The following is a 22,716-nucleotide window of genomic DNA, read 5'->3' as shown; positions in this document are numbered from 1 at the left end:
CATGACATCGAGACGTGAATTAAAAAACTATGCGAAGCAGGCCATGTCAGGAAAATATGGGATACTGATCCTGGCATTTGTTGCAGTTCAGGCACTGGCTCTGATCAGCAGCATGATATCCTCGGCTTTATTTCCGGGAGAGGAAACAATTGATATTGTGCTGTCGTATGCATTTACATTTATTCTGACTCTGCTGATCAATGTGGTCGCGGCAGGTATGAATTATATGTATCTGAATATTGCCAGAGGGAAAGTATATTCATTAAATGACCTGTTTTATTTTTACAGACATCATCCGGACAGAGTGATCGTTGCCGGATTTTTTATGGCAGTACTGAATCTGCTTACCATGCTGCCCTATACGATTTACAGTAATGCGAATCTTCCGGGTGAAGATGCTTCTGTGGAGGTGCTGATCACCTGGCTGTATACAGGTGTTGTTCTGATGATCGTTGGAATGATTGTTTATCAGATTCTGGTTATTCCTCTGGAGATGACTTATTATATTCTGTCAGATAAGCCGGAATTGAAAAGTACAGAGGCTATGAAAGAGAGTCTGGAGATGATGCATGGAAACTTCGGAAGATATCTGATGCTGAAGATAAGCTTTATCCCATTGATGTTTCTTTCTGTTTTTACATTCTATATTGCACTCTTGTGGATATTTCCATATATGGCTATGACAGAAGTAATGTTCTATCGTGATCTGACAGGGGAGCTTAAAGTGCAGAAAGAGGAAGAAGAACGTGTGGCACGAGACTATGTGAATCCCATGTTTGACAGCTATTCACAGAACGAACAGCCACAGGAAGATCAGACGCATCCGCAGCAGTTCTGGAGTGTGACAGGTGATTCATCAGTGGCTTCGGATGAGAACAAAGAAGTGCCGAATAATGCAGCAAGTGAGAATACCCAGGATAGTTTGTATGGTTCTGTGGAAAATAATAGAACGACACAGGATAACCCATATGATTCTTCAGAGAGTAAAGAAGTACAGGACAGCCTGCAGAGTCAGACAATTCCGGAAGAGGAAGAAGATAACGAACCAAAACCATGGGATGAATACTTCAATAGCTTGAAATAAAATCATAATATGAAAGACCTTTAACTGACACAATGTAAAAATGTTGATAAAGGTCTTTTTTATTTTTATTAATTTGGTTTTACTGAATTTTCTCATTTATAATGGTGGAAAAAGCTTATACGTAAATGGTATAATAGGAATAATTGCTGGTAGCATAAATATATTTGAGGAAGGTTTTTACAATTATGAACACAAATGAAATCAGTGGAAAACGTCAGATGGAGTTTCTGGCGGAGTTTGATTATATCAGGGAGGCGGGAACTGCAGGAGAGGAAAAAGCAGCAAAGATTATTCAGGAAACATTGAATAGTTTTGGTGTGGAGAATCATTTGGAAGAGTTTGGCTTTGAAACTTTTCAGGTAAAAAAAGCAAAGCTTACGATAACGGAACCATATGTAAAAGAATATACAGTAACCGGATGTGGAAGATGTTCCAATACAGATGAGAATGGACAGAATGCATCTTTTTTGTATGTGGAGAATGCTGATGAGATCAGCCTCGCAAATGCCAGAGGAAAAATCGTCATGGTAAATGATCCGGTAAGAAAGGAACTGTACCAGAAGTTGGCGAATTCAGGTGTGGCAGGCTTTATCAGCATTGCCGGTTCTCCGCTGGACGAGGGCGTGGATCTGACGCCGCGCGCATACAGTTTGCCGAAGAATCTGCCGGGTGAAGAGAAAAAAGCAGCCGGGAAAGAAGCGGCAAATTATGACAATAGAATTCCGGGTGTAAGCATTCATTATAAAGATGCTGTCGAATTAGTGACAAGAGGGGCGGCTAAGGCCTGCCTGTCTGTAGAACAGGAGACAGTGGCACGTACATCCCGAAATGTAGTGGCACGAATCAAAGGAACAGATAAAGCAGAGGAGATCCTGACTCTTACCGCACACTATGATTCCGTACCAGAGGGTCCTGGTGCTTACGATAACATGTCTGGTGCCGCGATCATCATGGAACTTTGCAGATATTTCAAAGAACACAGACCACGCAGAACAATGGAATTCGTATGGTTTGGTGCAGAAGAGAAAGGTCTGCTTGGAAGTCAGAACTATATTAAAGAACATGAGTCAGAATTGCAGGCTCATCGTTTCAATATGAATGTAGACCTTGCGGGACAGCTTGTGGGCGGAACGGTTGTAGGAGTGACAGGTGATGCGTCAATCTGCAATATGATCATATATATGGCTCATGAGACAGGAATCGGCATGTCTACAAAGAATCAGATCTGGGGAAGCGATTCTAACACCTTTGCGTGGAAAGGTATTCCGGCTATGACATTAAACAGGGATGGATTTGGCATGCATACACGTCATGATACCATTGCACTTCTGTCGGACTGGTCGTTGGAGAGAAGCGCGATCTTACTGGGATATATCGCGGACAGACTGGGAAACATCGAAATTTTTCCGTTTGAACGGAAAGTGCCGGAAGAGTTTATCAGACAGCTGGATGAATATTTTGGCTAATGTTATTCCGGCAGTATGTATCATATTGGCAGAATCAATCCCACACTTGACAAATGAACGCCAGATTGATACCCTATCACAAGAGCGTTTTTTATGCTATAGAAGAAAAACAATGTGGATGCAAGGGTCAGTTACACGCATCTGCATTCTGAAAAGCAACAAGAGGAGATAAAAAATTAATGGATATTATTCAGGTAATCACACAGGAATTGAAGGTGGAGAAATGGCAGGTAGAAGCCGCAGTCAAATTAATTGACGAAGGCAACACCATCCCATTCATTTCCCGATACAGAAAAGAAGCAACAGGTTCCCTTAATGATGAGCAGCTTCGTGCACTCTTTGAGAGACTGACGTATCTGAGAAATCTGGAAGATAAGAAGAATCAGGTATTAAAGAGCATCGAAGACCAGGGCAAGCTGACTGAGGAACTGAAGAAACAGATTCTGGATGCCCAGACACTGGTTGTAGTAGAGGACTTATACAGACCATATCGCCCGAAACGTCGTACCCGTGCGACAATTGCCAAAGAGAAAGGGCTGGAACCACTGGCAGATATCATTCTTCTGCAGATGACAGACAAGCCGGTAGAAGAGGAAGCCAAGGTATACGTCTCCGAAGAAAAGGGTGTTAAGAATGTTGCAGAAGCATTGAACGGAGCTAAAGATATTATTGCAGAGCGTATTTCCGATGAAGCAGACTATCGTATCTACATCCGTAACCTGACAACAAAGAACGGAAGTATTTCTTCCACAGCAAAGAATGCGGAAACTCAGTCTGTATATGAGATGTATTATGAATTCGAGGAGCCGGTCAGGAAACTGGCAGGACACCGTATTCTTGCGTTAAACCGTGGTGAGAAAGAGAAATTTATCACTGTTAAAGTAAATGCACCGGAGGAAGACATCCTTCGTTATTTGAATAAGAGAGTGATCAAAAAAGACAACCCGAATACAACTCCGATTCTGAAAGCAGTTGTAGAAGACAGTTACAAACGTCTGATCGGACCGGCTATCGAGCGAGAAATCCGCAGTGATCTTACTGATAAGGCAGAAGACGGCGCGATCCATGTATTCGGCAAGAATCTGGAACAGCTTCTGATGCAGCCTCCAATCGCAGGCAAAGTCGTACTTGGATGGGACCCTGCGTTCCGTACAGGCTGTAAGCTGGCAGTTGTAGATGCAACAGGTAAAGTTCTGGATACAACAGTTGTTTATCCCACAGCTCCGACTACTGAGAAAAAGATCCGTGCTGCCAAGGATACAGTGGAAGGTATGATCGAAAAATACGGTGTATCCCTTATTTCAGTAGGAAACGGTACAGCATGTCGTGAATCCGAGCAGGTGATCGTAGATATGCTCAAAGAAATCCCGGAAAAAAAGGTGCAGTATGTTATCACAAATGAGGCAGGAGCATCTGTGTATTCTGCAAGCAAACTGGCTACAGAGGAATTCCCGAACTTTGATGTAGGACAGAGAAGTGCGGCTTCCATTGCAAGACGTGTACAGGATCCGCTTGCAGAACTGGTTAAGATCGATCCGAAATCTATCGGTGTGGGTCAGTATCAGCATGATATGAACCAGAAGAAACTGGATGAAGCATTAAGCGGCGTTGTAGAAGACAGCGTAAATAAAGTTGGTGTAGATTTAAATACAGCATCTGCATCTCTGCTTGAGTATATTTCCGGTATCAGCAAAGCAATTGCCAAAAATATCGTAGCTTACAGAGAAGAGAACGGTCAGTTCACAGACAGAAAAGAACTTCTCAAAGTAGCGAAATTAGGACCGAAGGCATTTGAACAGTGTGCAGGTTTCATGCGTATTTCAGGTGGAAAGAATCCTCTGGATGCAACAAGTGTACATCCTGAGAGCTATGAAGCAGCATCTGCACTTCTTTCAAAACTTGGATATAAGCCAAATGATGTTGTGGCAGGAAATCTCCTTGGACTTTCCCTGCAGGTAAAAGACTATAAGAAGATGGCAGCAGAACTGGGAATCGGTGAGATCACACTTCGTGATATTGTAAAGGAACTGGAGAAACCGGCAAGAGATCCTCGTGATGACATGCCGAAACCGATCCTTCGTTCAGACGTTCTTGAAATGAAAGATCTGAAAGAAGGAATGGTGCTGAAGGGAACTGTCCGTAATGTTATTGATTTCGGTGCATTTGTAGATATCGGTGTACATCAGGACGGTCTGGTGCACATTTCCGAGATGACAGAGAGATTTATCAAACATCCTCTGGAAGCGGTGAGTGTAGGGGATATCGTAGATGTAAGAGTAATCGGAGTTGATATGAAGAAAAAACGTATCAGCTTATCCATGAAAGGATTAAATAAATAACATCAATAAAACAGGGATTGCCACTGCAGACCGGATATCTGCAGGAGTGATCCCTGTTTTTGGGGGTACTGCTGTCTGCAGTAACAGTTATTCTGTTTCCCGGTGTGATGTGAGGTGTTCTTCAAGGCTGCGTGCTGCAATGCTCTGTGGCCTTTTTACATTGCGGATCAGACAGATCTTTCGTTCAGGAAGAGGCTCTTCAATGGGAATCTGGACGATTTTCCCCTGAGCAATATGTTCAGCAGCAAGCTCTTCAGGGAAGAATCCGATTCCCAGGTTGTGCTGCACCATAGGGAAGATCTGGTCAGTAGTTGCCACTTCCATATCAGGTGAGAAGGGAAGGTTATGGCGCATAAAATACTGTGTATATAATTCTCTTGTACTGCTTCCGGGAGCAATCCCGATCAGAGGGATATCCTGCAGATCCTGAAGACAGTGTTTGTTGGAAGCTGTTTCCGCATATTCCTCTCCACCTATAAGGATCTCGCGGAAAGAATAGAGGGGAATTCTCTGAAGTGGTTTTTTCAGGGCGACAGGTGTGGTAACTACTGCAAAGTCTACCAGACCGTTTTCCAGTGCCTGAACTGCCTGTGGTGTGGAATGATTAGAGATTCTCAGCTTTACATGTGGATAACGGTGATGAAAGACTTCCAGTTCGTTCAGCAGGAATAAACGCAGTGCGATTTCACTGGCACCAATATTTACAAGTCCGCTTTCCAGACCTTTATCTTTGAGAAGTTCATTTTCTCCTGATACAAGCTGTTCTATTGCAATTGATACATGTTCAAAAAGTCTTTCTCCTTCAATGGTCAGCTGTACTCCGCGATTGGAACGGATAAAAAGTTTACATCCCAGCTCATTCTCCAGAATATTCATACACCGGGTAATGTTAGGCTGATTGTTTCCCATAACGTCGGCTGCTTTGGAAAAACTCTTATACTGGGCAACATAGTAAAAAATACGATAATAATCAAGAATCATGATACAGTCGGCTCCTTATGCTATATAAAAATAGAATATCTGATATAGAAAAATAACGTTTGTATATCAATGTGTGAATCAGTATAATACGACTGGGTCAAAAAATCAATATAAAAGTCCTGACAATAGGACGGAGACCAAAAGGAAAGGGAGATTACCGAATATGACAACAGCGAATAAGACAATTAAGATCAATGACGTGGAGGCAGCAAAGAAACTGGTCAGTGCGGCAGTCAGATGTCCATTTGATATTGATATTGTATTTAAAGGAAAAATTTTTATTGATGCCAAATCTATTCTCGGAGTATTAAGTCTTGGCGTGGAAGAACCTCTGGAACTTAAATATGATGGCTATGATGAAGATTTTGAATCAGTGATCGCAGGTCTGGCATGTTAAGATTAAAGAAAGGAATTCACAGGTGCAGATGACATCTACAAATCTTCTATATATTTATGTGATTATCATTAATATAGTCACATTTTTTATCTATGGCTTGGATAAAAGCAGGGCAAAAGCCGGACAGTGGCGCATACCGGAAGCGCAGCTGATATTTCTGGCGGTGATCGGAGGGTCGGTGGGAGCTCTGGCCGGTATGAAGGTATTTCATCATAAAACAAGAAAGCCGAAATTTAAGACAGGAGTTCCGGCGATACTGATTATTCAACTAATTATTTATTTTCTGTTTTTGGGAAATGAGGGGATTATTCTGCGCTTATAGCAATCCTTATAAATAATGCATATTGATTTTAGCTCATCAGAGCGTGAAATCCTGTGTCAGTAAAGCGGATATATTGTCCGCTTTCTTTTTTTTGCCCGAACAAAATTGATTGTTACAGAGAATGAGGTATGTTATGCTACTCTTATATGAGAATTGCGGGATCTGCAAAGCAGCGGAGTGATTCGTAGATATCAAGTCAGGGGAAAGACATCTTTTAACCCTGATATTATATGAAAAGCTGCCTGTTAAGTGAAAGAAGGGCAGAAAAATAATACATGACAAAATATAAGAGAGCAGGTGAAAAATATTGGAACAGGAAATTCAGGAGGCAAAAAGTTTATATTACAGCTATAAGCAGTATTTTTCAGACTATCTTCCGGCTTTGACGAAACTGGGGCTGAAAGTAGTAATGGCATTGCTGGTATTTGTGGGCGGGCGCAAAGTGATCCAGTGGTTTGTTTCTTTCATAAAGAAGTCCATGGAGCGTGCGTCTGTAGACAAAGGTGTGATCCAGTTTACAGGGTCGTTGTTGAGAATTGTACTTTACATTTTGCTGGTATTTAGCATTGCCACTCATTTTGGTGTAAAGGAATCCTCTATTGCAGCACTGCTTGGTACTGCCGGTGTAACGGTAGGTCTTGCATTGCAGGGCGGTCTTGCAAATATCGCAGGCGGGATCATGCTTCTGATCTTCAAACCATTTCAGGTGGGGGATTATATCATTATCGCACAGCAGAATGGGTGCGAAGGAACTGTATACAAAATAGAAATCTGTTATACAACTCTGATTTCCATAGATAACAAACACATTGTAATCCCAAATGGAACGCTGTCCGGCAGCATTATTACAAATGTAACTGCCAGAGATCTTCGTAAGCTGGAGATCAAAGTAGGAATTTCTTATGATTCAGACATTAAGAAAGCAAAAGCAATCCTGGAAGAAATCCTTCATAATGATGAAGATACAAAAGACGACCAGGGAATGGTGGTGTTTGTAGATGAGCTTGGAGAGAGCGCAGTGGTCATGGGCCTGCGTGTGTGGGTGGCTACGGAGAAATACTGGCCTGCCAGGTGGCGGCTTAATGAACTGATCAAAGAAGCATTTGATGCAAACGGAATTGAAATCCCGTACAATCAGTTACAGGTTCATGTGAAGAAACAGATATGATAACAACATAAGTCCTCTGAACCAACTATAAGGTTTAGAGGATTTATTGTTTGTACAGATTATAGCCAAATAATACCAAACAAGAATAAATAATCCTTGATCGATGGTGATTTATACCAATTTCACTGTCAGATATTGGTATAATACCACCAAAATAATATAAAATACGACAAAATAATTGACAATAGGACAACAGATTGCTATACTGGAGTCAAGTTAAACAACTAAGTGTTTTTATGAAGATGCAAAGGCGCATGTAAGTAAATGGATTGCTGCACGATTTTTATACATTGCAAAGACGCAAAAATATAAAAACACTTTTTTTGTACCCAAAATTAACTTCGTGATTGTAACTAAGTAACAATGTACAGAAAGAAAAGGAGAGAAAACTATGAAAATGTACAAAAAAGTTATGGCAGCAGCTCTTGCAGGAGTAATGACAGTTTCCATGTCCGCTACAGCATTTGCAGCAGATGATGACGGCTATATTCTCAAAGCCACAAATGAAGATTCCAAATCATCCGACAATGATCTGGTGATCGCAATCGAAGGAAGCGTAAGCTCCATGGATCCGGCAAACATTCCGGATACAAACGCAATCTCTGCTACACGTGGTGTATACGAGACACTGGTTTCTTTTGATGAGAACCAGGAATTAACAGGCAAACTTGCTGAATCATGGGAAGTTTCCGATGACTCTCTTACTTATACTTTCAAACTTCGTCAGGGCGTTAAATTCCAGGACGGAACAGACTTCAATGCAGCAGCAGTTAAAGCAAACTACGATCGTGTAGTTAACAAAGACAACAACCTTCGTCAAAGAAGAACATTTATCGTAACTAACGAAGACGGATCTGAAACACCTCGTGTAGACAGCATTGAAACACCGGATGATTACACACTGGTTATCAAACTGACACAGGCATGGGCACCATTTATCAACCGTCTGACACAGTTCTGTATCATCAGCCCTGCAGCTCTTGAAGAGTATGGCAATGATATCATGAACCATCCATGCGGAACCGGCCCATATGTATGTACAGAATGGGAAGAGGGAGACCACACAAGCTTTAAGCGCAATGATGATTATTGGGGAGACAAACCGGGCGTTGACACTGTAACAATCAAAGAGGTTCCGGAAGCAGGTGCACGTACAGCTATGCTTCAGACAGGTGAAGCAGACTTCATCTATCCTACACCGTCTGACCAGATCGAAGCAATCAAAGGAACAGACGATGTAAATATCCTTACAACAGACTCTAACATCATGAGATATGTAACTCTGAACATGGATCTGGAACAGCTTTCTGATGTAAAAGTACGTCAGGCTATGAACTATGCGATTGACAAAGATGCATACATCCAGTTAATGTATTCCGGATACGGAAAACCGGCTACATCTGTAGTTCCATCTATCATCGGCGGATATGAAGAGCAGGAAGCTTACACATATGATGTAGACAAAGCAAAAGAACTTATGAAAGAAGCCGGATACGAAGACGGATTCAAACTTACTCTGTGGGGCGATAACACAACACAGGAAATCAAAGGTATGACATTTATTTCCCAGCAGCTTGCTCAGATCGGTATCGAAGTTGACGTTCAGCCAATGGAGCCTGCAACTGTAAGTGACAAGATTTATGTTGACAAAGAAGATGCCGAGATCAATATGTGGTATGTAAACTGGTCTGCATCTGACTTCACAATGGATGGTTCTTTACGTTCCCTGCTTTACAGCACAATGTGCCCTCCTACAAGTGCAAATACAGCATACTTCAACGATGCTGATTTTGATAAAGATATGGACGAAGGTCTTGCAACAGCTAACGAAGAAGAGCAGGCTAAATACTACAGCGATGCTCAGAAGATCGCATGGGAAGCATGCCCGTGGTTGTTCCTTGGCAATGACCAGATCATCTATTCTACAAAATCTTATCTGTCTGGCGTATATGTATCTCCGGATGGAGCATTTAACTTCGCAAATGCAACTTTAGCACAGTAGTAATTTGTTTGAGAACAGGCTGCGAAGAACATAAATCTGGCTGCCTGATTTGAAATTGCAGCAATTCCATAAAAATACTGCCGATACAGCAGTGTGAATACAGGACAAGGATGTTCAAACCGGAGAACTGCCATAAGATTCACTATGGCAGTTCTCCGACTATAAAGCATCAAATATAAACAACAGGTAAGAAAATGATAAGGAGGAAAAATATGGGACGTTATTTAGGTAAACGTTTGATAAGCACGATCCCGCTGCTTCTGGTTATCTCATTCGTAGTATTTATGTTTATCCATATGATTCCCGGTGATCCGGCAAGACTGGTAGCCGGTCAGGATGCAACAAAGGAAGATGTGGCAGTTGTACGTGAACAGCTGGGACTGGATGAGCCACTATTTGTACAGTATGGCAAATATATGAAAGGTCTTTTTACAGGAGATCTGGGAAACTCTATCAAAAACGGTAAAACCGTAGCAGAGACAATCGCACCAAGACTGAAACCAACTATCATGCTGACATTCTCATCCATGATATGGGCTGCGATCATCGGTATTGCAATCGGTATCATCGCTGCCGTATTTCATGGCAGAATTCTTGATTATGTAGGTATGATCATAGCAATCGCAGGTATATCTGTTCCAAGTTTCTGGTTAGGTCTGGAATTAATCCAGCTTTTCTCAGTAAGCCTGGGATGGCTTCCAACCAGTGGACTGGAAACCTGGAAGAGCTACATTCTTCCATCACTTACAATGGGAGCAGGAATCATGGCCGTACTTGCCAGATTTTCCAGATCTTCCATGCTTGAGACCATGCGTGAGGACTATGTGCGTACCGCACGTGCCAAAGGTCTTTCTGAATCACTGGTTGTTATGCGCCATGCATTTAAGAACTCTCTGATCGAGATCGTAACAGTAGCCGGACTTCAGATCGGTGGTCTCCTTTCCGGATCTGTTATGGCAGAGACAGTATTCTCCATCCCCGGGCTTGGACGTCTTCTGGTAGACTCCATCCAGATGAGAGATTACAAAGTTGTTCAGGCATTACTGCTGTTCTTTGCTACAGAATATATCCTGATCAACCTGATCGTAGATGTTCTTTATGGCGTGATTAACCCAAGAGTACGTTATGAGTAGAGGAGGAGAGAAGATGGCAGATAAGAACACAACATCAAATATTAACCTTGCTGCTGCCGAAGAACTCCCTAAGGCACAGAGCAAGTTCAAAGAATTTGTCAAGAAATTCATGAAGAGAAAAACAGCAGTGATTTCTCTGGCATTTATAGTTTTTATTATCTTAATGGCGATCATTGGACCATATGTAGTTCCGTATGATCCGCAGGCACCGGATTACACAGCTATGATGCAGGGGCCAAGCGCAGCCCACATTTGGGGAACCAATGAATACGGACAGGATGTTTTCTCCCGTCTGATGGTTGGTACCAGACTTTCTCTTACATGCGCGCTGACAGCGACGATTATTGGTACGGCTATCGGTGTTGTTCTCGGACTGATCGCAGGTTTCTACGGCGGAATTATCGATGCCCTGATTATGAGATGCTGTGATGTACTTTTCGCTTTCCCTGATATCCTGCTGGCTATCGCAGTTGTTGCCATCATCGGACAGGGTATGGTAAACGTTATGATCGCAGTTGCGGTATTTACAGTGCCGTCCTTCGCACGAATCATACGAAGCGCGACGATTTCCGTAAAGCAGGCTCCTTATGTAGAGGTTGCCCGTTCCCTGGGATGTTCAAACACAAGAATCCTGTTTGTACATATTTTCCCTGGTACGATCCAGTCCATGATCGTTAACTTTACCATGCGTGTAGGTACTGCGATCCTTGCTGCATCATCCTTAAGCTTCCTGGGATTCGGTGCAAACGTCACAGAGCCTGACTGGGGTTCCATGCTTTCCACAGGACGTAACTATCTGAATACAGCTCCTCATATGGTACTGTTCCCTGGTATTCTGATCTTCCTTACAGTTCTGGCATTCAACCTGCTGGGCGACGGTCTCAGAGATACCCTGGATCCAAAGATGAACTAGGAGGAAGAAACCATGGCAGAAAAATTATTAGAAGTAAAGAATCTCCGTACGGAGTTTAAAAGAGATAAAACATGGGTGACAGCAGTTAATAATGTAAGTTTCTCCATTCAGCCGGGTGAGATTCTTGGTCTGGTAGGAGAGTCCGGATGCGGTAAATCCGTAACTTCCCTTTCCATTATGAAACTTCTGGCACGCAACAGTAAGATTTCCAACGGTGAGATCCTGCTTAATGGCAAGGATCTTCTCAAAGAAGATAAAAAAGGTATGAGAAAGATCAGAGGACGTGAAGTTGCCATGATCTTCCAGGAGCCGATGAACTCTCTGAACCCATGTATGAGAATTGAGAAACAGCTGACAGAAGCAATCCTGCTCCATAACAATTTCTCAAAAGAAGAAGCGCACAACAGAGCATTCGAAGTACTGAAATCAGTAGGTATCCCTGAACCGGATATGACATTAAAGAGTTATCCGCACCAGCTTTCAGGCGGTATGTGCCAGCGTGTTATGATTGCTATGGCAATGTCCTGTGAGCCGGAGCTTCTTATTGCGGACGAGCCGACTACAGCCCTTGACGTTACCATTCAGGCACAGATCCTGGAGCTGATGGAGGACATCAGGGCAAAGAAGAATACAGGTATTCTGATGATCACACATGACCTTGGTGTTGTTGCTGAAATGTGTTCCAGAGTTGTTGTTATGTATGCCGGCCGAATTGTAGAAGAAGCGCCTGTGCAGGAACTTTTTGCAGATCCGAAACATCCATATACACAGGGTCTGATCGGTTCTGTACCGAAACTTGGAAGTGGTGTGGAATCTCTTCCGTCCATTCCGGGAAGCGTACCGGATCTGTCCGTAATGCCGAAAGGATGTAAGTTTGCACCGAGATGTAAATATGCAATGGATATCTGTCATCAGCAGGAGCCGGAGCTTGCAGATATCAACGAAGCAGGCACCAGAAAATGCAGATGTCATCTGCTCAACAAAACTGCAAAGGAGGCGTAACCTGTGAGCGAGCCGTTATTATCAGTAAAGAATATGAAGAAAACATTCCAGGCAAACGGAGGAATGTTCAGCAAGAAGAAATTTGTTCATGCGGTAAATGACGTATCTTTTGATATTTATCCAGGCGAGACTTTTTCGTTGGTAGGCGAGTCCGGCTGTGGTAAATCCACGACAGGTAAACTGATCGATCATCTGATCACACCTGACTCCGGCGAAATCTGGTTTGAGGGAAAAGAAATCTCCAAACTTTCAGAGAAAGAAATGCGCCCGTTACGTTCAGATATCCAGATGGTTTTCCAGGATCCGTACGGTTCCCTGAATCCGAGAATGAAAGTTCAGGATCTTATCGGTGAGCCACTTCTGATTCACACAAATATGAGTGCAGGAGAGCGCCTTAAGAAAGTACATGAACTTCTCGGCACTGTAGGATTAAGCCCGTCTCATGGAGAGCGTTACCCGCATGAATTCTCCGGTGGTCAGCGTCAGCGTATCGGAATTGCCAGAGCACTGACTGTACAGCCAAAGCTTATCATCGCAGATGAGCCGGTATCTGCCCTTGATGTTTCTATCCAAGCGCAGGTATTAAATCTTCTGCAGCAGTTACAGAAAGACTTTAATCTTACCTATCTGTTCATTTCCCATGACCTGAGTGTCGTTGAGATGATTTCAGACAGGATCGGTGTTATGTATCTGGGTACGATCGTAGAGACAGCTCCGAAGAAAGAACTGTATGCAAACCCGAGACATCCATATACAAGAGCACTTCTTTCCGCAGTTCCGATCCCGGATCCGGAAGTGAAGAAAGAGCGTATTACATTAAAAGGTGATCTTCCAAGTCCGAGTAATCCGCCAAGCGGATGTCTGTTCCATACACGCTGCCCACATTGTACAGAAAAATGTAAGACACAGGTGCCGACACCTGTTGAAATTGCACCGGGCCATATTGTAAAATGTCATTATCCAAAACTTACAGAATAGGAATTCCGAAATAACAATATTACACCTGAAGATGAACAGTGAAGAAAACAGGATTCACTGAAAGATACAGGTTATCATGAATGGATGAGGAAAGAGGGGGCTATGTTTACTGAGGAAAGACAAAGCGCAATAGAGAAATGCCTTCGTGAAAACGGAAAAGTCAAGGTTAAGGAATTGAGTGAAATGTTTCAGGTCACAGAAGACTGTATCCGAAAAGATCTTAAGATTCTTGAAAACGCCGGTAAGTTAAAGAGAACCTACGGCGGCGCAATCCTTTCACAGGATTATCCGCTGAAAAGAGACGTAGTAGACAGACGCCAGTTTAACCTTGACAAAAAGAGAACAATTGCAGCCAAAGCATTTAAACTGATTAAGAATAACGAAACGATTTTCCTTGATATTTCTACCACAAATATCGAGCTGGCAAAGCTTCTTGCTGCGTCAAATATGCGTGTGGTAGTGGTGAGCAATATGATAGATATCCTGCAGATCCTTGCCACAAATCCGTCCATTACTGCAATCGGTACAGGGGGAACAATGTATCAGACAGTAAACGGATTTATGGGAGCTGCAACGATAGAAGTGATCAAACAGTATAGCTTTGACCGTGCATTTATAGGAAGCTGCGGTGTGGATATGACTGATTGTGCAATTACTACATTGGGGGTAGAGGACGGATTGACAAAGAAAGCAGCCGTGCACAGCAGCAGACATAAATATGTTGTTATGGAAAGGGATAAATTCTATTTCAATGATTCTTATAAATATGCATACTTTGATGATATCAGCGGAATTGTTACGGATGAATTTCCAGATGATACGATCGTGAGTACACTGGAGAGAGCCGGGGTGAAATTGTTCTGATGCAGGTAAGTCTTCGGGGGACTTATCTGATCTGGTTAAATCAGTCAGCAGAAAGGATGATCTGTCTGGCTTAAATGAAAAAAGATGGAGGCAAGTACGTGAAAGAATATATTTTGGAAGCCTGTGTAGATTCTGTAGAATCTGCTATGGCAGCGGTTGAAGGAGGCGCAGACAGACTGGAACTTTGCGGTAACCTGATCATCGGCGGAACCACTCCGGGACCGTGGCTTTTTGATGAAATAAGAAAGCGTTCGGATATCAGGATCCATGCTTTGATCCGTCCGCGTTTTGGAGATTTCTGCTATACAGATGCAGAATTTTCCATGATAAAGCATGCAGTGGAAGATTTCAGGAAAATGGGTGCCGAAGGTGTTGTATTTGGGGTGCTGAAGCCGGATGGCACATTAAACATGGAACAGATGAAAGAGCTGATGGAGGCGGCAGGGGATATGTCGGTGACTCTTCACAGAGCTTTTGATGTATGTGTGGATCCAATAGAAACAATGGAACAGGCAATCTCACTGGGAATCAATACGATCCTTACTTCAGGTCAGCGTAATGTATGTCTGCAGGGGGCAGATCTGCTGAAGGAACTGGTAGAGAAGAGTCAGGGACGTATCACGATCCAGGCAGGAAGCGGCGTGGGAGCAGAAGTGATCCGCCAGCTTTATCCGCTTACAGGAGTCAGGGCTTATCATATGACCGGAAAGAGAGTCATTGACAGTGAGATGCAGTTTCGCAAGGATGGAGTCAACATGGGACTTCCGATGCTGAGCGAATATGAGATATGGCGTACGGATGTAGATAATATCCGTGCCGCAAAGAAAGTTCTGGAGGAATTATAATGGCAGAACCAAGAGTTTTTTTAAAAGAGAACAGGGGCCGAATTGAAGAGAACTACCTGGAGCAGGCAAAAAACCTGCCCCGGGTTTTTGCGCCTGTAGACGAAAAATTACAGAAATGTACAGAGGAAGTGGCACTTGCATGTAAATATTTATATGCGTTTATGCCGTACAGTGACATTGGCAATTATCCGTTTGAAGTATTTCTGGACTATGCAGAGAATGGTGTGAGGCTCTGGAAAGAGAACCCACAGGTTGCAGACCTTCCGGAAGAAATCTTCCTGAATTATGTGCTGTTTCACAGAGTAAATGAGGAAGAGATCGCACAGTGCAGAACTTATTTCCGCACAGAAATCGGAAGCAGAATACAGGGAATGAACTTCAGAGAAGCAGCGCTGGAAGTGAACTACTGGTGTGCCGAAGAAGCTACTTATCATTGTACAGATGACCGTACTTTATCTGCGATTTCTGTATACCGCAGAGGAAATGGCAGATGTGGTGAAGAGTCTGTGTTCACTGTAAATGCACTGCGAAGCGTAGGCGTACCTGCCCGTCAGGTATATGCGCCGAAGTGGTCTCACTGCGATGACAATCACGCCTGGGTAGAGATCTGGTGTGATGGCAAATGGTACTTCCTCGGAGCCTGTGAGCCCGAAGAAATCCTGAATAAAGGATGGTTTACAAACGCTTCTTCCAGAGCAATGATGATCCATTCACGTGTGTTTGACACCAAGATACCGGAAGGCGAGGTGATCGGCACAGATGGTATGGTGACCATGCTGAATGAATTGAAGAGGTATGCAGTAACCAAAGAAATTACAGTAACAGTAAAGGATATGCAGGGGTTACCCACAGAGAAAGCTGAGGTTTCCTTTGAGGTACTGAACTATTCAGAGTATGCACCGATCGCAGAGAAGAAAACAGACAGTAAGGGAACTGCCAGACTGACAACAGGACTTGGAAGTCTGCATATTTCCGCAAGAATGTGTTCTGACGGCGAGTGGTTCTATGCGGAAACAGTTATGAACACTGAGAAAGAAGATAACTGTGAACTTTGTCTGGTACCGCAGGATAAAAGAAATGACGGCGAATCAGAAAAGTGGACAGCAGCAGATATATTTGCTCCTCATGATGCACCTGTAAATACAGACATGCCGACTCCGGAACAGAAGGCGAAGGGAAATAAGCGTCTGGCAGCAGCCAATGCACACAGAGAGCAGAAAGTAAGAAACTGGTCAAATCCGGAATGTGAACGTTTCCTGGAAAAAGAGGTAAACAGGATAGAAGAAGCTATTGCTGCCTCATACAGAGAAGATCTCCTGAGGGTTCTCACAGAGAAAGACAGAACTGACTGTATCAGTGACGTTCTGGAGGAACACCTGGAGCTGGCAATCCCATATCATGGTATGATGAAAAAGGATACCTTTGTATCTTATGTGTTAAATCCAAGAGTGGATGATGAAGTTCTTCAGAAATACAGAAGAGAGATCAAGAAGCATTTTTCCAGAGCTGAGAAACAGGAGCTGAGAGATGATCCTTCCAGAATCTGGAATCTGATCGAGAAGGCAATTGTTTCCAGACCGGAGAAAGAGCGTTCCAGTGTGATCACAACACCGGCAGGATGCATAAGGACCTGTACAGGAAGCTTCCTGTCAAAGAAAATCCTGTTTGTTGCAATAGCGAGAACCCTTGGAGTAGCGGCAAGACTGAATCCACATGATCGTTCTATGGAATATATGGAAAACGGAAGATTCGTTCCTGTGCTTGCAAGAACAGAGAAGAACTGTACTCTGATCCTGAAAGCAGGAGAGACTGTACAGTGGAAATATTTCCAGAACTGGAGTATTGCAAAACTGGAGAATGGAAGATATACATCACTGAAACTGGGAGCAGAGAATTTCGAAGATCAGATCCTGAATCTGCCGTTGGAATCCGGAAACTACAGGATTCTTACTTCAAACAGACTTCCAAATGGAAATATGTTTGCAAATGAATATCATTTTGAAATTCAGCCCGGAGAGACAAAGGAGATCGAGTTGGTACTCAGGGAAGCAGATCTGGAGGATATGCTGGAGAATATTTCCATGCCGGAATTCATGCTGAAAACTGAGGATGGTACAGAAGTGAAAGCATCTGATCTTACAGCAGACGGAAAACATATCCTTATGTTTCTGGAAGAAGAAAAAGAGCCTACTGAGCATATCTTAAATGAAATGATGGAGCAGGAAGAGGCTTTCGCAGGATATGCAGAGCAGATTATTTTTGTAGTGAGAAGCAAAGAAGCACTGGAGACACCGACACTGTCCAAAGCACTTGCAAAGTTAAAAAATATTCAGATTTATTATGATGATTTCTCAGAGATTATCAATACTCTGGGAAGGCGTATGTACGTAGATCCGGACAAACTTCCGCTGATTATTGTGACGAATGGAACCCTGAATGGGATTTATGCGACCAGCGGTTACAATGTAGGAACCGGGGATATGCTGCTTAGATTAATGTAACAGAGCGATAAATAAGATGCCCGGAGATGACACCTGTGAGCATCTTCTGGTATTGCCGGATTACATTATTGTATAGATGTAAAGGATTGGATATTGAATTTGCATTTACATAAAGGAGATAAAAATCATGTATCAGTTTAACAGAAAAGAATATGAAGAACGTATGAAATGGTATCAGGATGCCCGTTTCGGAATGTTTATCCACTGGGGATTATATTCTATTCCTGCAAGAGGAGAATGGGTACGCAGTACAGAGGAGATGCCTGAGGAAGAATACCTTCCGTTTATGAAAGAATTTGATGCCAGAGACTATAATCCGAAACAGTGGGCAAAAGAGGCAAAGGCAGCAGGTATGAAATATGTGGTTCTGACTGCAAAACACCATGATGGTTTCTGTTTATTTGACAGTAAATACACAGATTATAAAGTTACCAATACACCTGCAGGAAGAGATCTGATCAAAGAATATGTGGAAGCTCTTCGCGAAGAAGGTCTGAAAGTCGGTCTGTATTTCACCTTACTTGACTGGCATCATCCGGACTATCCTCATTACGGAGACCGCATCCATCCTATGAGAAACCATCCGGAATGCAGTAATGAAAACAGAGATTTTTCTCGTTATATAGAGTATATGTACAATCAGGTGGAAGAGGTCTGCACAAATTATGGAAAAATCGATATTATGTGGTTTGACTTTTCCTATGACGATATGCGAGGCGAGAAATGGGGAGCAACCAGACTGATAGATATGGTCCGCAGATTACAGCCGGGAATCATCATTGATAACCGTCTGGAAGTCAGTGGTGAGGGAAGAGGATCTCTGTATGAATGCGATCCGACACCGTATCATGGCGATTTTATAAGCCCGGAACAGATCATCCCGCCGGAAGGAATCTGTGACAAAGAAGGGAATCCGATGGTATGGGAAGCATGCTTCACCATGAACAATAACTGGGGCTACTGCGCAAATGACCACTATTACAAACCTGCTTCCATGCTGATCAAGAAGCTGGTAGAGTGTGTTTCCAAAGGTGGAAATATGATCCTGAATGTAGGACCTGATGCGAAAGGTAAATTTCCGAAAGAATCCTCCGCAATCCTGGCGGAAATCGGACGCTGGATGGATAAGAACCATGACAGTATCTATGGATGCGCTCCGGCAGCAGATATCCCGAAACCGGATTACGGACGTATCACCAGAAATGGAAACAAGTATTATGTCCATATTTATGAGAATACATTAGGACCACTGCCGCTGATTGGATTTGACAAGAATAAGATTGTGAAAGTACGTGCCCTGGATGACGGACATGAAGTGCCAATTTCTACTTTATGGGTGCACAGCGATTATCCGGATATCGCATTTGTTGACCTTGGTCCGGATCCTGTACTGCCGGATCCTGTAGACTATGTGTTGGAAGTGGAGATGGCTGAATAAAGATATAGAATACAAAAAAGCTGCCGTATGGCAGCTTTTTTGTATTTCTTAACCGAACTGAGATGCAGGTGTCTGCCTGGTTCAGCATCGGTTTCTCTTGTTTACGAAATAATTCAGAATCCCGCCGCCTATGATAATAACAAGTGCAACAGCAACAACACGTTTCGCTGCTTCCTGCGGCATCTGGCTTTTGGAACCGATGGAATCGGAATAGAAAGTCAGGGTATAATTGATCTCATGAGGGGTACCCATGGCAGTAGTGTCTGCGATTACCGGCATGCTCTCATCCATAATGGTAACCGGGATCTGGAATTCAGAATTCGTTCCTTCCTCATTGACAGGGAGATATTTTTTACCGTCAACGATCATGTAGTCATAATTAGAACTGCTCCACTGGATATCGGCAGTTACTTCACCGTTTTTCACAGTGATCAAAGTCGGTGAAGTGACACTGGCTTTGCCGCTTCCTCCCTCCAGTTCTACCTGGATGGAATACTCCCCATCTTCTTTATCAAGAGTGAAAGCCTGTGCAGCAGGAACAGAAGTCCATACTGACAGACAGCAGATCAAAGCTGCCAGAACTGCAAAAATCTTTCTCATATTTCTTTCCTCACTTAAATTCGATAATTTTCATCATCCCACAATTGAAATTAATTGTCAATACTTCGTTGAAAAAGTTATCCTGTTTTAGTATAATAAAAGGTGCTGTCCGCACGCAACATCATTGAGAACGTAGTGAACAGTGAGCACAATAAATGAATATCTGTGAATTGCTTTGCTGCGAAGCAGCTCCTGCAATTCTGATATCATAAAAATGTATATGCAAATCACAGGAGGATATAGTAATGAGAGGAATTTTATACGGAGTAGGAGTTGGCCCCGGAGATCCGGAACTTATGACATTAAAGGCAGTGCGCCTGATCAAAGAGAATGATATTATTGCAGTACCGGGCGCAGAGGTGCGTGAAACAGTTGCATATAAGATCGCAGTACAGGCAGTACCTGAGCTTGCAGACAAAGAACTCCTGCCAATCTATATGCCAATGACACACGATAAGGCAGAACTGGAACTGAACCATGAAAAAGGTGCCAAGGCGCTGGAAGCAGCACTTGATACAGGTAAGAATGTAGTATTTCTGACACTTGGAGATCCGACTATCTATTCAACATTTTCATATGTGCAGAAGAGAGTAGAAGAGGATGGATATGAGACAAGACTGGTAAGCGGTATTACTTCCTTCTGTGCAACAGCAGCACGCCTGAATATTCCGCTTACAGAGTGGAACCAGCCTCTTCATGTACAGCCTGCAGTTCACCGCCTTGACAGTGAACTGGATCAGCCGGGTACCTATGTGCTGATGAAATCCGGCAAAAAGATGAATCAGGTAAAGGAAATTCTGGCAAAAAGCGGACGCAATATCCGTATGGTGGAGAACTGTGGAATGCCGGATGAGCATATTTACAACAGTGTAGAAGAAATTCCGGATGATGCAGGCTATTATTCTCTGATCATTGCAAAGGAACAGGATGGAGGATTATGATCGAGACCAGAGATCTGACAAAAACCTTTGACAATTTTACAGCTGTGGATTCCCTGAACCTGAAAATTGAAAAAGGTGAGTTTTTTGGTCTTCTCGGACCAAACGGAGCAGGCAAGACAACGACCATCAGCCTGCTCTCAACCCTTCTTCTTCCAACAAAGGGAGAAATCCTCATAGACGGTCAGCAGCTTACAAGAAAACGTCCTGATTTGAAGAGAAAGATCAGTGTGATTACCCAGGAATATTCCATGCGTCAGGATATGAATATGGATGAGATTATGGAATACCAGGGACGGCTCTATTTTATGCCGCGAAAGCAGATAAAAGAAAGAACAGAAGAACTTCTGGAGTTCTGTGACCTGCTGAAGTTTCGCAAACGTACAGTCCGTAAGCTTTCCGGTGGAATGAAGCGTAAGCTGATGGTCTGTCGGGCATTACTGACAGATCCGGAGATATTGCTTTTGGATGAACCCACAGCAGGTATGGATGCTCTTTCCAGAAGACAGATGTGGAATCTTCTGCGTAAGCTTAATGAGAAAAACCTGACGATCCTGCTGACTACTCATTATATGGAAGAAGCACAGAGTCTCTGTAATCGTGTGGCACTGATGGATCATGGTAAGCTGGAGGAGGTAAGTACTCCGCAAGCATTGATCGAAAGTCTTGGTGCTTATGCAGTGGACGAGATGACAGCAGATGGAACACAGAATCACTATTTCCATACACGCCAGGAAGCAATCCGGTATCTGGAAGAGCTTACAGGGCAGGCGTCTCTTCGTGAGACAACACTGGAAGACGTCTTTGTAGAAAGAGCCGGGAAACATTTGATTTCAAAATAGCAGATATTAACTGAATCAGGGAAGTCCCCTGCGGAGGTTGCGAAAAAAGTTAGAATAATCTGGAGAAAAATGTATGGGAATTATAACAATATTATGGGAGAAGTGGGTAGAATTCCGCCGGGATTTCTATAAGATCACACTGGCGGCAATGATCGCACCGCTAATGTATCTGATCGTATTCGGAATGGGAATCCAGACCACTTCTCATGGACAGCCATACCTGAATTTTCTGATTCCGGGTGTGGTATCACTGACAACTATGAACGGAAGCTTCAACGCCATTGCGCAGAACCTAAACGTACAGAGACTGTATGAGAAGGCTTTTGATCAGGTGATGATCTCCCCCACACCATTATGGCAGTTTATTGCCGGACAGATCATCGGGGGAAGTCTGCGTGGTCTGTATGCAGGAGGAATCATACTGCTTCTTACAGCACCTATTGAGACAGGACTGATCTTCAACGGATGGTCCTTTCTGGTGATGTTCCTGAACGGAGCAGTATTCTCAGCCATCGGCGTGGTGGTCTCCTTTCTGGCAAAAAATCACGCAGACGTGCCGAGGTTTTCCAATTATATCATTATGCCTATGGCATATTTGTGTAACACCTTTTTCTCAACAGAGAAACTTCCGGGATTTATAGGCAAGTTTGTATCAGCCTTGCCATTATCCCAGACCAGCCATCTGATGAGAAGCATTTCATCAGGTGAGGCGGTGAATTACACTGGTATTGGGATTCTGCTTCTTTATCTGCTGGTGTTTACTGTAGCAGCATCATGGTTTATTTATAAGAAGAAAAATCTGTAACTGACTGACAAGGAGGAGCCTGTGCTCCTCCTTGATCTGGTTATGCATTATATATCAATGTGTTCTCAGTAATCCTTTTACCGGTGAACAGCGATAAA

Annotated in this window: 20 protein-coding genes; 18 read left to right on the top strand and 2 right to left on the bottom strand. The window is 43.2% G+C overall.

All coding sequences use genetic code 11. The features are described from left to right. The first annotated feature begins 1 nt into the window (after nucleotide 1). From NQ550_RS18125 to NQ550_RS18115, 3 genes are all read left to right on the top strand, one after another. Complete coding sequence (locus NQ550_RS18125; protein WP_025578842.1) at nucleotides 2-1,084, top strand: DUF975 family protein; 1,083 nt, start codon at nucleotides 2-4, stop codon at nucleotides 1,082-1,084. Nucleotides 1,085-1,269: 185 nt separating this feature from the next. Next, entirely contained in the window at nucleotides 1,270-2,550 is a 1,281-nt protein-coding gene (locus NQ550_RS18120; protein WP_025578844.1) for a M28 family metallopeptidase, read from the top strand. Between the two features lie 179 nt (nucleotides 2,551-2,729). Further along, nucleotides 2,730-4,889 (top strand): Tex family protein, encoded by a 2,160-nt coding sequence (locus tag NQ550_RS18115; protein WP_025578845.1) that lies wholly within the window; start codon nucleotides 2,730-2,732, stop codon nucleotides 4,887-4,889. 87 nt (nucleotides 4,890-4,976) lie between these two features. Here the strand turns inward: NQ550_RS18115 and NQ550_RS18110 are convergent, their stop codons facing one another. Next, nucleotides 4,977-5,870, bottom strand: a complete 894-nt coding sequence (locus NQ550_RS18110; RefSeq protein WP_008706289.1) for a LysR family transcriptional regulator — start codon at nucleotides 5,868-5,870, stop codon at nucleotides 4,977-4,979. A 163-nt stretch (nucleotides 5,871-6,033) separates the two neighbouring features. Between NQ550_RS18110 and NQ550_RS18105 the strand changes: the two genes are divergently transcribed. The 12 genes from NQ550_RS18105 (at nucleotide 6,034) to NQ550_RS18050 (ending at nucleotide 19,433) form a co-directional block, all read left to right on the top strand. Then, the gene (locus tag NQ550_RS18105) at nucleotides 6,034-6,267 is read left to right on the top strand and encodes an HPr family phosphocarrier protein (RefSeq protein WP_025578847.1); all 234 of its coding nucleotides are present in this window, start codon (nucleotides 6,034-6,036) and stop codon (nucleotides 6,265-6,267) included. A gap of 28 nt (nucleotides 6,268-6,295) precedes the next feature. After that, nucleotides 6,296-6,589: a DUF1294 domain-containing protein gene (locus NQ550_RS18100; RefSeq protein WP_044996436.1), complete on the top strand. Its 294-nt coding sequence runs from the start codon at nucleotides 6,296-6,298 to the stop codon at nucleotides 6,587-6,589. Nucleotides 6,590-6,896: 307 nt separating this feature from the next. Continuing rightward, nucleotides 6,897-7,757 carry a mechanosensitive ion channel family protein gene (locus NQ550_RS18095; RefSeq protein WP_008706292.1) on the top strand — a complete coding sequence of 287 codons (861 nt, stop codon included), beginning with the start codon at nucleotides 6,897-6,899 and terminating at the stop codon, nucleotides 7,755-7,757. A 391-nt stretch (nucleotides 7,758-8,148) separates the two neighbouring features. Continuing rightward, nucleotides 8,149-9,759, top strand: coding sequence for a glutathione ABC transporter substrate-binding protein (locus NQ550_RS18090; RefSeq protein ID WP_020993649.1), 1,611 nt, complete (start codon nucleotides 8,149-8,151; stop codon nucleotides 9,757-9,759). A gap of 212 nt (nucleotides 9,760-9,971) precedes the next feature. Continuing rightward, the gene (locus NQ550_RS18085) at nucleotides 9,972-10,892 is read left to right on the top strand and encodes an ABC transporter permease (RefSeq protein WP_025578853.1); all 921 of its coding nucleotides are present in this window, start codon (nucleotides 9,972-9,974) and stop codon (nucleotides 10,890-10,892) included. Between the two features lie 13 nt (nucleotides 10,893-10,905). After that, nucleotides 10,906-11,805 carry an ABC transporter permease gene (locus tag NQ550_RS18080; RefSeq protein WP_025578854.1) on the top strand — a complete coding sequence of 300 codons (900 nt, stop codon included), beginning with the start codon at nucleotides 10,906-10,908 and terminating at the stop codon, nucleotides 11,803-11,805. Between the two features lie 12 nt (nucleotides 11,806-11,817). Continuing rightward, nucleotides 11,818-12,807 (top strand): ABC transporter ATP-binding protein, encoded by a 990-nt coding sequence (locus NQ550_RS18075; RefSeq protein WP_025578856.1) that lies wholly within the window; start codon nucleotides 11,818-11,820, stop codon nucleotides 12,805-12,807. A gap of 3 nt (nucleotides 12,808-12,810) precedes the next feature. Beyond that, entirely contained in the window at nucleotides 12,811-13,785 is a 975-nt protein-coding gene (locus NQ550_RS18070; protein ID WP_025578858.1) for an ABC transporter ATP-binding protein, read from the top strand. 102 nt (nucleotides 13,786-13,887) lie between these two features. After that, entirely contained in the window at nucleotides 13,888-14,649 is a 762-nt protein-coding gene (locus NQ550_RS18065; protein ID WP_025578860.1) for a DeoR/GlpR family DNA-binding transcription regulator, read from the top strand. Nucleotides 14,650-14,747: 98 nt separating this feature from the next. Further along, the gene (locus NQ550_RS18060; RefSeq protein WP_008706301.1) at nucleotides 14,748-15,494 is read left to right on the top strand and encodes a copper homeostasis protein CutC; all 747 of its coding nucleotides are present in this window, start codon (nucleotides 14,748-14,750) and stop codon (nucleotides 15,492-15,494) included. Beyond that, nucleotides 15,494-17,995, top strand: a complete 2,502-nt coding sequence (locus tag NQ550_RS18055) for a transglutaminase-like domain-containing protein (protein ID WP_025578862.1) — start codon at nucleotides 15,494-15,496, stop codon at nucleotides 17,993-17,995. The genes NQ550_RS18060 and NQ550_RS18055 overlap by 1 nt, the downstream gene beginning before the upstream one ends. Nucleotides 17,996-18,122: 127 nt before the next feature. Continuing rightward, nucleotides 18,123-19,433, top strand: coding sequence for an alpha-L-fucosidase (locus tag NQ550_RS18050; RefSeq protein ID WP_022380024.1), 1,311 nt, complete (start codon nucleotides 18,123-18,125; stop codon nucleotides 19,431-19,433). 81 nt (nucleotides 19,434-19,514) lie between these two features. Here the strand turns inward: NQ550_RS18050 and NQ550_RS18045 are convergent, their stop codons facing one another. After that, entirely contained in the window at nucleotides 19,515-20,033 is a 519-nt protein-coding gene (locus tag NQ550_RS18045) for a hypothetical protein (RefSeq protein WP_025578865.1), read from the bottom strand. 245 nt (nucleotides 20,034-20,278) lie between these two features. Between NQ550_RS18045 and cobI the strand changes: the two genes are divergently transcribed. The 3 genes from cobI (at nucleotide 20,279) to NQ550_RS18030 (ending at nucleotide 22,618) form a co-directional block, all read left to right on the top strand. After that, nucleotides 20,279-20,974, top strand: coding sequence for a precorrin-2 C(20)-methyltransferase (gene cobI, locus NQ550_RS18040; RefSeq protein WP_025578867.1), 696 nt, complete (start codon nucleotides 20,279-20,281; stop codon nucleotides 20,972-20,974). Beyond that, entirely contained in the window at nucleotides 20,971-21,813 is an 843-nt protein-coding gene (locus NQ550_RS18035) for an ABC transporter ATP-binding protein (RefSeq protein ID WP_025578868.1), read from the top strand. The genes cobI and NQ550_RS18035 overlap by 4 nt, the downstream gene beginning before the upstream one ends. 73 nt (nucleotides 21,814-21,886) lie before the next feature. Further along, the gene (locus NQ550_RS18030; protein ID WP_025578870.1) at nucleotides 21,887-22,618 is read left to right on the top strand and encodes an ABC transporter permease; all 732 of its coding nucleotides are present in this window, start codon (nucleotides 21,887-21,889) and stop codon (nucleotides 22,616-22,618) included. Nucleotides 22,619-22,716 lie beyond the last annotated feature (98 nt).

The sequence above is a fragment of the Blautia wexlerae DSM 19850 genome (assembly GCF_025148125.1).
Classification (GTDB): Bacteria; Bacillota; Clostridia; order Lachnospirales; family Lachnospiraceae; genus Blautia_A; species Blautia_A wexlerae.
Note: the sequence above shows the minus strand (reverse complement) of the source record. Positions and strands in the feature narration are given on the sequence as shown.